Source organism: Nocardia asteroides, from assembly GCF_900637185.1.
Classification (GTDB): Bacteria; Actinomycetota; Actinomycetes; order Mycobacteriales; family Mycobacteriaceae; genus Nocardia; species Nocardia asteroides.
This window is the reverse complement of record NZ_LR134352.1, coordinates 6,110,378-6,118,249: the sequence shown is the minus strand read 5'-3', so window position 1 is coordinate 6,118,249 and position 7,872 is coordinate 6,110,378. Positions and strand designations below refer to the sequence as shown.

The 7,872-nt window shown below is 71.6% G+C and carries 8 protein-coding genes; 2 read left to right on the top strand and 6 right to left on the bottom strand.

Going from position 1 to position 7,872, the window contains the following annotated elements:
* Positions 1 to 45: 45 nt before the first annotated feature.
* From EL493_RS28485 to EL493_RS28465, 5 genes are all read right to left on the bottom strand, one after another.
* A complete protein-coding gene (locus EL493_RS28485; RefSeq protein ID WP_019048595.1) occupies positions 46 to 801 on the bottom strand; it encodes a thioesterase II family protein in 756 nt (251 codons plus the stop codon).
* A gap of 105 nt (positions 802 to 906) precedes the next feature.
* Positions 907 to 1,164 (bottom strand): HPr family phosphocarrier protein, encoded by a 258-nt coding sequence (locus EL493_RS28480; RefSeq protein WP_019048594.1) that lies wholly within the window; start codon positions 1,162 to 1,164, stop codon positions 907 to 909.
* A 26-nt stretch (positions 1,165 to 1,190) separates the two neighbouring features.
* Positions 1,191 to 3,344, bottom strand: a complete 2,154-nt coding sequence (locus EL493_RS28475; RefSeq protein ID WP_019048593.1) for a PTS fructose transporter subunit IIABC — start codon at positions 3,342 to 3,344, stop codon at positions 1,191 to 1,193.
* Between the two features lie 53 nt (positions 3,345 to 3,397).
* Positions 3,398 to 4,381, bottom strand: coding sequence for a 1-phosphofructokinase family hexose kinase (locus EL493_RS28470; RefSeq protein WP_019048592.1), 984 nt, complete (start codon positions 4,379 to 4,381; stop codon positions 3,398 to 3,400).
* A complete protein-coding gene (locus tag EL493_RS28465; RefSeq protein WP_019048591.1) occupies positions 4,378 to 5,145 on the bottom strand; it encodes a DeoR/GlpR family DNA-binding transcription regulator in 768 nt (255 codons plus the stop codon). The genes EL493_RS28470 and EL493_RS28465 overlap by 4 nt, the downstream gene beginning before the upstream one ends.
* Positions 5,146 to 5,406: 261 nt before the next feature.
* Between EL493_RS28465 and EL493_RS28460 the strand changes: the two genes are divergently transcribed.
* Positions 5,407 to 6,225: an ACT domain-containing protein gene (locus tag EL493_RS28460; protein WP_019048590.1), complete on the top strand. Its 819-nt coding sequence runs from the start codon at positions 5,407 to 5,409 to the stop codon at positions 6,223 to 6,225.
* Between the two features lie 3 nt (positions 6,226 to 6,228).
* Here EL493_RS28460 and EL493_RS28455 read toward each other — a convergent pair whose 3' ends face one another.
* Positions 6,229 to 6,453, bottom strand: coding sequence for a hypothetical protein (locus EL493_RS28455; protein WP_126405921.1), 225 nt, complete (start codon positions 6,451 to 6,453; stop codon positions 6,229 to 6,231).
* Between the two features lie 108 nt (positions 6,454 to 6,561).
* On the opposite strand from EL493_RS28455, the gene EL493_RS28450 reads away from it, so the two are divergent.
* Positions 6,562 to 7,737 (top strand): alpha-hydroxy-acid oxidizing protein, encoded by a 1,176-nt coding sequence (locus tag EL493_RS28450; protein WP_019048588.1) that lies wholly within the window; start codon positions 6,562 to 6,564, stop codon positions 7,735 to 7,737.
* The last annotated feature ends 135 nt before the right edge of the window (positions 7,738 to 7,872 follow it).

Here is a 7,872-nt window from a genome sequence, read left to right as displayed (position 1 = left end):
GGGCAGGCGATCGGGTGCGCACCGGCGCACCCGATCGCCGCCGCGTCAGCGGGCCAGGGCGCGGGCGGTGTGCTCGCGGATCAGCTCACCGATCCCGTCGACATTGGCGTCGATGAAGAAGTGGCCGCCGGGGAACGTCGTCAGGGCGAAATCGGCGGAGGTGTGCGCGGCCCAGCCCTCGAGATCACCGCGCTGCGCGTCGGCGTCCTGCGCGCCGGCCAACGCGACCAGTGGGCTGGCCACGGTGACATCCGGTGCGCACGAATAGGTTTCGATGGCGCGATAGTCGTTGCGGGTGATCGACAGGATGATCTGCCGGAACTCCGGATCGTCGAGCAGCGCCCGCGGCGTGCCGCCGAAGTTCAGCAGCTGCGCGGCCAGGTCACGGTCGCTCAGCAGATGCACGGTGCCCAGCTGGGGCGCCGACGGCGCTCGCCGGCCCGAGGCGAACAGGACGCGGGCGGTGCGATCGGCGTCGCGCTCCAGCCGCCTGCACGCCTCGAACGCCACCACCGAACCCATGCTGTGCCCGAAGACGGAGAAGTTCTCGACGCCGTCGACCGCGGCGATCAGCTCGGGCAGCAGCCCGTCCACCAGGCCCTCGATGCTGTCGACCAGCGGTTCGTGGCGCCGGTCCTGCCTGCCCGGATACTGCACCGCCAGCACGTCGTAGTCCGCGCCGATCACCTTCGCCAACGGGCCGAAGGAGATGGCGGAGCCACCCGCGTGGGGAAAGCAGATCACTGTGTGTGAGGCCTTCGTCTCGGTGGGGGAGAGGCGGCGCAGCCAGTGAGTACCCATAGGGCAGAGGGCCTTCCAGTAGAGCTGGTGTTCGAGCGTCCTCGAATCTACCCGCGAACGACACCTGACCGCCCGGTGGAGCGGGCGGTCAGGAGGCATGCGGGGTCAGGCGTCGAGGTCGCTCGCGACCAGCTCGGCGATCTTGTCCAGGGTCGGCTGGTCGTCGCTGGTGAGCACGACCTCGGCGCCCTGGCCCGCGCCGAGGGTCATGATCATCAGCGCCGAACCCGCGTCGACGGGATCGCCGCCCGCGAGCGCGATGGTGACCGGAATCCCGGCCGCGCCGACCGCCTCGGCGATCAGCGCGGCGGGACGAGCGTGCAGGCCGACCGAGGAGCCGACGGTGACGGTGGTACTTGGCATGGGATATCTCCTTGTGTGCGAACGGTTTACGCGGGGGTGGGAACGGGGGACGCGGACGGCTTGTGGGTGAGTTCCTTGGCGAGGGTGACGCACAGCGCGGCGACCACGGTGCCCGCCACCAGGGACGCCACGAACCAGCCGAGATGGCCGATCGCGAAGAACACGAAGATGCCGCCGTGGGGCGCGCTCAACGTCACCTCGGTCGCCATCACCAGACCGCCGGTGACCGCGCCGCCGAGCATCATCGACGGCAGTACCCGCAGTGGGTCGGCCGCGGCGAACGGGATGGCGCCCTCGGAGATGAACGAGGCCCCGAGCAGCCAGGCGGCCTTGCCGTTCTCCCGCTCGGCCTCGGTGTAGAGGCGCGGGCGCAGCGTGGTCGACAGGGCCATCGCCAGCGGCGGCACCATGCCCGCCGCCATCACCGCGGCCATGATCCGCAGCGTCGCCGGATCGGTCACCGACAGGCCTGCGGCGGCGAAGGAATAGGCCGCCTTGTTGACGGGCCCACCGAGGTCGAAGCACATCATCACGCCCAGGATGACACCGAGCGCTACCGCCGAGGTGCCGGACAGGCCGTTGAGCCAGTCGGTGAGTCCGCGAGTGACCGCGGCCAGCGGCTTGCCGAGCAACACGAACATCAGCACACCCACCAGCAGTGATGCCAGCAGCGGGATCACGACCACGGGCATCAGGCCACGCGCCCACGTGGGCACCGGCAGCCTGCCGACCCACAGGGCGGCGAACCCGGCGACCAGGCCGCCGACCAGACCGCCGAGGAACCCGGCGCCGACGAATACCGCGATCGCGCCCGCCGTGAAACCCGGTGCCAGCCCGGGCCGGTCGGCGATGGCGAAGGCGATGTAGCCGGCCAGCGCGGGAACCAGGAAGCCGAACGCGAGCGCGCCGATCTGGAACAGCACCGCGCCGAGATAGGTGGCCAGGCCGCCGTCGGGCAGGTCGGTGAGGGAGCTGTCAAGCACGATGTCTTTCGCGCTGTCGGAGATCTCGTAGCCGCCGAGCAGGAAGCTCAGGGCGATGAGCAGACCGCCCGCCGCCACGAACGGGATCATGTAGCTCACGCCGGTGAGCAGGATCTGCCGCAGCCGCGTACCCCACCCGATGCCCTTGGCGGCCTGCCGCGGCGCCGGAGCCGATCCGCCGACGGTGGCGGCGCCCGGGGTCGTGACGGCCGCGACCGCCTCGGCGATCATCGTGTCCGGCTCGTTGATGGCCCGCTTGACGCCCGACTCGATCACCGGCTTGCCCGCGAACCGGTTGCGGTCCTTCACCCCGACATCGGTGGCGAAGATGACCGCGTCGGCGGCGGCGATGGTGGCCGGATCCAGCTTCTGCCCACCACTGGACCCCTGCGTCTCCACCGCCACGTCGACCTCGGCCCGTTCCCCGGCGGCGGTCAGTGAATCGGCGGCCATGTAGGTGTGTGCGATGCCGGTGGGGCAGGCGGTGACGGCGACGATCTTCGGCCGTCGTGCGGGTGGTGCGGTGGTCGACCGTGATGCACCGGTGGGTGTTTCCGTGGACGCGTCGTGCGGATGGCCGGTGGCGGCAGAACTCGCTGCCTGGCCGGTTTCTGCACCGGCGGTGCTCGATGCGTCGGCGATGGCGGGAGCGCCGGTGTGGGGCTCGCGTGTGCTGGTGGCTGTGCCTGCCGCGGGGGAGGCCGGAATCTGTTGCGGCGCAGCATTGGTAGCCGGGGCCGGTGGTGGGTCGACCACTCCGTCGACCAGGGCGACCACGTCGGCCGGTGTCGCGGCGGAGCGCAGGTCGGCCACGAAGGCGGGGCGGACGAGGGCGCGGGCCAGGGCGGACAGCAGCTTCATGTGTTCGGCGCCAGCGCCTTCCGGTGCCGCGATGAGGAAGACCAGGTCGGCCGGGCCGTCGGGGGCGCCGAAGTCGACCTTCGGGGCGAGCCGGGCGAAGGCGAGGGACGCGCGGGTGACGGCCGCCGATCGGCAGTGCGGGATGGCGATGCCGCCCGGCAGTCCGGTGGCCGACTGCGCTTCCCGGGTCAGCGCCGCCGCGCTCACCGCCGCGGCGTCGCTCGCGCGCCCCGCCGCGGCGAGCGTGCCGGCGAGCGCGGTGATCACCGCGGACTTGTCGGCGCCGAGATCGGCGTCGAGGGTGATCAGGTCGGGGGTGATGATCGAATCGGCCATCGTGGGTGTCTTTCAGGAGTGGGGGTGGAGCGGGAGTCGGTGGGCGGTGGTGCTCATGGCGACACCGGGGGCAGGCCGGGAGCGGCGCGCAGGGGGTGCGCCGTCACCGCGTCCAGGGTGATGTCGCTCGGGGCGGGCAATTCCGTGCCGGGCAGGGCGGTCGCGGCGCTGCCGTAGGCGACGGCCGCGCGCAAGCGATCGGCGGGCGAGGCGCCGGCCCGGTCGGCCAGGAGGTAACCGGCCAGGGCGGAGTCGCCCGCGCCGACGGTGCTGCGCGGGGTGATCGGTGGGGCCGGGGCGAACCAGGCGTCCTCGGCGGTGACCAGCACCGCGCCCGCCGCGCCGAGGGTGGCCAGGACGGTGCCGACGCCGCGGTCGACGAGGGCCGACGCGGCCGTGGCCGCGGCGACGGGATCAGCGAGCGTCGCCGGGTCGAGGCCGGTGAGCTGGGCCAGTTCGTCGGAGTTCGGCTTCACCAGGTCGGGCGCGGCGGCGGGCGATGCCTCGAACAGGGCCAGCAGAGGCGCGTCGGAGGTGTCGACCGCGACCCGGACGCCGTGCGCCGCGCGCAGTGGCGCGAGCACGGTGACGAGCTGGGCGTACCAGTCGGCGGGCACGCCGGGCGGCAGCGAACCGGACAGCACGATCCAGGTGGCCCCGGCGGCCAGTTCGACGAGGATCGCCGTCAGCTCGGCCAGTTCCGGCGCGGCCAGCGGACGGCCCGGCGCGTTGATCTTGGTTGTCGTGCCGTCGATTTCGGCGATCGTGAGATTCACCCGTGGTTCGCCGGGCACCGGCACCGTGCGCGCGTGCAGGCCCGCCGCGTGCAGACCCCGCACCACGGGATCGTCGTCCGTGCCGGGCAGCACGGCCACCGTGGGCGCGCCGTGCGCCGCGACCACCCTGGCCACGTTCACGCCCTTCCCGCCCGGCTGCGCGGTGGCTCCCGCGGCGCGGTGCACCTGGCCGCGGCGCAGCGGCTCGGTGAGGGTGATGGTGCGATCCACGCTCGGATTCGCGGTGAGGGTGACGATCACGCGAGCACCACCTCGACGCCCGCCGCCACCAGATCCGCGTGCGTGCCCGAGGGGATCTCGGCATCGGTGACCAGCACATCGATCTCGCCGACGGTGCCGAATCGGACGAAGTCCTCGCGGCCGATCTTGCCCGCGTCGGCCACCACGACGACCCGGTCGGCAGCGGCGATCATCGCCCGCTTCACCGCGGCCTCCTCCGGATCCGGCGTGGACAGCCCGTGCCGGACGGTGAGCGCGTTGGTGCCCACGAACGCCACGTCCACCCGCAGCTCCCCGAGCGACCGCAGCGTCTCGGCCCCGACGGCGGCCTGGGTGACCCCGCGGACCCGCCCGCCCAGCAGATGCACCCGCACCCCGGCGAACCCGGTGAGCCGGGTCGCGAGGGGCAGGGAGTTGGTGACCGCGACGAGATCCAGATCGGTGGGCAGCTCGGCGGCGACCCGGGCGGTGGTCGTGCCCGCGTCGAACAGCGCGCTGCCGCCGGAGGGCGGCAGGAAACGCTGGGCGAGGGCGGCGATGCGGTCCTTCTCGGCCGCGCGGGTGTGCTCCCGCTCGGCGGTGCCCAGCTCGACGGTGGTCAGCGCGCCCGCGCCGACCGCGCCGCCGTGTACCCGCCGGATCAGCCCGAGCCGGTCCAGGACCGCCAGGTCGCGCCGGACCGTCTCGGTGGTGACCGCGTACCGGTCGGCCAGCTCGGCCACGGAGACGCGTCCGCGCTGCTCGATCAGCGTCGCGATCGCCTGCTGCCGTTCCTCGGCGTACATGATTCCTCCGGCTCGTGAATGTGTACTTATGTTGTTTTATGCCCGATTGTGTGGCTTTGTCAATCCATTTTTGTGCCCCGAGTCACAATCGTTGCCTGCGGCTATGCGGCCCGTCCCGGTGGCGGCAGTCACAGCGGTGCGGCTCGGGTGGTCGGGATCACGAGGAAAGATCTTGCAGGTCAACGCCTTTCGAGCGGGCCGTCACGCTGCCGTTACGCGCCCCTTCGGTGATCGACACGCGCGCGGGCGACGCTGACCCGCATGTGGCGAATCGCAGTGCGACCCCGTGTCACGGCCCTGGCCTGCGAGGTGTGCGGACGCCTGCCGCACCCCCGGCGCAGCCGGCTGGCGCTGGCCAAGCTGGCGGCGGTGTTCCCGGTGGAGCTGGCGCTGCACGCGCTGGTGATCCACCTGCATCCGCCGTATCTGCTGACCGTCGCCCTGCTGACGATCACCACCACGATCCTGGTGATCTGGGTGGTCGAGCCCTCGGCCATGCGCGTGCTCGGCGGCTGGCTGCACGGCCCGGAGCTGCGGCACCGGCATCACATCACCGAGGCGCAGGCGCTGTGGCGGATCCGCGTGCGGCTGGCCGATCGGCCCGGTGCCCTGGAGACGCTGGCCAAACACCTGGCCCAGCGCGACGCCAACATCCTGACGGTGCATGTGCATCAACTGGAGGACGCGGTCCTCGACGAACTCGTCGTCGCGGCACCGGCGGAGGTCACCACGCACACCCTCACCTCGGCCGTGGTGCAGGCGGGTGGATCCGGGGTGCGGGTCTGGCCCGCGACGGTGCTGTCCCTGATCGACGGTCAGACCAAGGCGCTCTCGATCGCGGCCAGGATCGTGGGTGATCCGGCCGAATTGCCGCTGGCGGTCGCCGAACTGCTGGGGGCGCGCTATCTGGCCCCGGGCACGCCACCGGCGGGCGACACGGGCGAGGGCACCCTGCTGGCGATCGATCGCGCCGACGGGAGCTGGGGTTTCGTACGCCCCGACGAACCGTTCACGCCCGCCGAGATCGCCCGGGCGCACCGCCTGGCCGACCTCGCCGCGCTGACCGTGCGCCGAGGATGAGGATCAGTCGAAGCCGAGGTCGCTGGTGAGCGGATCGCGCAGGGCGCCCTCGGCCGCGCGTAGTCGGTCGGTGACCGAGGTGAGCAGGTCCATCGAATCCTGCGACAGGCCGCAGGCCAGGAGGGTGAGATACCGGATGGCGCCGCTGGAGATGCGCTGAGCGAGGAGAACGTCCGGGTCGGCGGGTGCGGCCGAGTGTTCGACGAGGGTCACGACAGGGGCACTCACAATCTCGGAACGTGCTGCTGGGTACGCTGCTGTCTACTTTTCGAGTATGACGCACCTTACATCCCCCCTGGGGTCTGTGAACCACGGCTCGCATGCGAAAGTTCAGCGATGAGTCAGTTCGCCGACTATCAGAACGAGATCTACCTGGCCGCGCTCGGTGGGAACCTGCCCGAATTCCCCATGGAGTACGCGACGCTCGAGCGCAAGGCGACCGCCGCGCTGCCCGACACCCTGCTGAACTACATCGCCGGTGGCGCCGGTGACGAGCTCACCCAGCGCCGCAACGCCGAGGCCTTCGCCGACTGGGGCCTGGTGCCGCGCATGCTGGTCGGGGCGACCGAGCGCGACCTCACCGTCACCGCCTTCGGCCACACCTTCGCCAGTCCACTGTTCCTGGCGCCGGTCGGTGTGATCGGCCTGGTCGGCGAGAACGGGCACGGCGATATCGCGGTGGCCCAGGCGACGGCGAAAACCGGTGTGCCCGCGCATTTCTCCACCCTCATGGAGGACCCGCTCGAGGACGTGCGCCCGCACGCCGGCGACACACCGGCGTTCTTCCAGCTGTACACGCCGAAGAACCGTGAACTGGCCGAGAGCCTGGTCCGTCGTGCCGAGGCCGCGGGCTACGCGGGCATCACCGTCACCCTCGACACCTGGGTGCCCGGCTGGCGGCCCCGCGACCTGGCCTCCGGCAACTTCCCGCAGCTACGCGGACACGTGCTGAAGAACTACACCAGCGACCCGGTGTTCCAGGCGATGGTCGGCTCCGACGACCCGAAGATGATTGTCCTGCACTGGATCTCCACCTTCGGCAACTCCCTCACCTGGGACGACCTCACCTGGCTGCGCTCGATCACCGACCTGCCGCTGATCCTCAAGGGCATCTCGCACCCCGAGGACGCCCGCAAGGCCATCGACTACGGCGCCGACGGCATCTACTGCTCCAATCACGGTGGCCGCCAGGCCAACGGCGGCCTCAGCGCGCTGGAGACGCTGCCGTCCGTGGTCGCCGCGTGCGACGACCGGGTGCCGGTGCTGTTCGACTCCGGCGTGCGCTCGGGCGCCGATGTCGTCAAGGCGCTGGGTCTGGGCGCCACCATGGTCGGTCTCGGTCGGCCGTACGTGTACGCGCTGGCGCTGGGCGGGGTCCGCGGCCTGGTGCACCTGCTGCGCGGCTACGCCGCCGAGGCCGACCTGCTGATGGCGGTCAACGGCTACCCCGACCTCGCCGCGGTCCGCGCGAACATCCGGCCGACCACGCGCGGCAACGCGACCAGAGGCTGACGCGCGCGGTCCGACAAACCCGGCACCGGGCGGGTTTTCGGACCGTGACGTCCGTCTCGACTTGCGAACATGTCGGTGGGGTGCGGCATCATCTCCAGCACACCACGCTGAAGAACGCACCAACCTCCCGGAGTC

Bases quoted from the DNA above. Each gene is read 5' to 3' on its own strand.
- EL493_RS28485 (WP_019048595.1), bottom strand. From the start codon at position 801: ATGGGTACTCACTGGCTGCGCCGCCTCTCCCCCACCGAGACGAAGGCC.
- EL493_RS28480 (WP_019048594.1), bottom strand. From the start codon at position 1,164: ATGCCAAGTACCACCGTCACCGTCGGCTCCTCGGTCGGCCTGCACGCT.
- EL493_RS28475 (WP_019048593.1), bottom strand. From the start codon at position 3,344: ATGGCCGATTCGATCATCACCCCCGACCTGATCACCCTCGACGCCGAT.
- EL493_RS28465 (WP_019048591.1), bottom strand. From the start codon at position 5,145: ATGTACGCCGAGGAACGGCAGCAGGCGATCGCGACGCTGATCGAGCAG.
- EL493_RS28460 (WP_019048590.1), top strand. From the start codon at position 5,407: ATGTGGCGAATCGCAGTGCGACCCCGTGTCACGGCCCTGGCCTGCGAG.
- EL493_RS28450 (WP_019048588.1), top strand. From the start codon at position 6,562: ATGAGTCAGTTCGCCGACTATCAGAACGAGATCTACCTGGCCGCGCTC.